The sequence below is a fragment of the Streptosporangium oxazolinicum genome (assembly GCF_039537505.1).
Lineage (GTDB): Bacteria > Actinomycetota > Actinomycetes > Streptosporangiales > Streptosporangiaceae > Streptosporangium > Streptosporangium oxazolinicum.
The window spans coordinates 1-977 of record NZ_BAABAQ010000036.1 but is presented as its reverse complement, the minus strand read 5'-3'; the positions used below and the strand labels follow the sequence as shown (position 1 = coordinate 977).

Genomic DNA, 977 nt, shown 5'->3' with positions numbered 1-977 from the left:
TCGGTGACGTTTTCGTGGAACGCCTCGACGGACAACGTGGGGGTGGCCTTCTATGACGTCTACCACGACGGCCAGCAGATGAAGACGGTGAGCGGCACCACGCTGTCCACCAGCCTCACCGTGGTCGCCGGGGCGACGTGGGGCCTGTATGTCAACGCGCGTGACGCCGCGGGTAATGTCTCGCAGGCGAGTACCACGGTGACGATCACTCCGCCGCAGTGTCAGGCCGACACCCAGGCGCCGAGTGCCCCGGCGCAGCTCACCGGCTCCGCCTCCGGCACCACGGTGACGCTGAGGTGGAGTGCGTCGAGCGACAACGTCGGGGTGCGGGCCTATGACGTCTACCGAGGTGGCGCCAGGGTCGGCACGGTCAACGGCACCCCGCCGGTCACCACGTTCGTCGACAGCGGGCTGGCGAGCACCACGGGCTATCAGTACTACGTGGTGGCCCGCGACGGGCAGGGTAACGCCTCGGCGCGCAGCAACACCGTGACGGTGAGCACCGGTGCGGCGTGCGGCAACCCGGTGTGCACGGTGACGCAGGTGGCGACCGACACCGACATCCCGTGGGGTCTGGTCACGCTTCCCGACGGCACGATCCTCTACGGTCGCCGTGATGCCGACGACATCGTCCGTCTCAACCCGGCCACCGGGGTGAAGACGAGTGTGGGCACCGTGCCGAACGTGTCGGGCACCGATGGTGAGGGCGGCCTGATGGGCCTGGAGATCTCGCCCGCCTTCAACAGTGACCGCTGGGTGTACATCATGCACACCTCGCCGAGTGACAACCGGATCGTGCGGATCAAGCTGGAGAACGACAGGCTCAACACCGCTACCGCCCAGGTCCTGGTCAGTGGGATCCTGCGTAACAAGTATCACAATGGTGGCCGTCTGCGGTGGGGTCCGGACGGCAAGCTGTACGCCGCCACCGGTGACGCGCAGAACGGCAACTACGCGCAGGACACCTCCAACCTGAG

The 977-nt window shown here is 67.1% G+C and carries 1 protein-coding gene; it reads left to right on the top strand.

All coding sequences use genetic code 11. From position 1 onward, the window contains the following. Positions 1 to 977, top strand: a 977-nt coding sequence (locus tag ABD817_RS39400) for a PQQ-dependent sugar dehydrogenase (RefSeq protein ID WP_344923570.1), incomplete at both ends; no start/stop codon positions are given.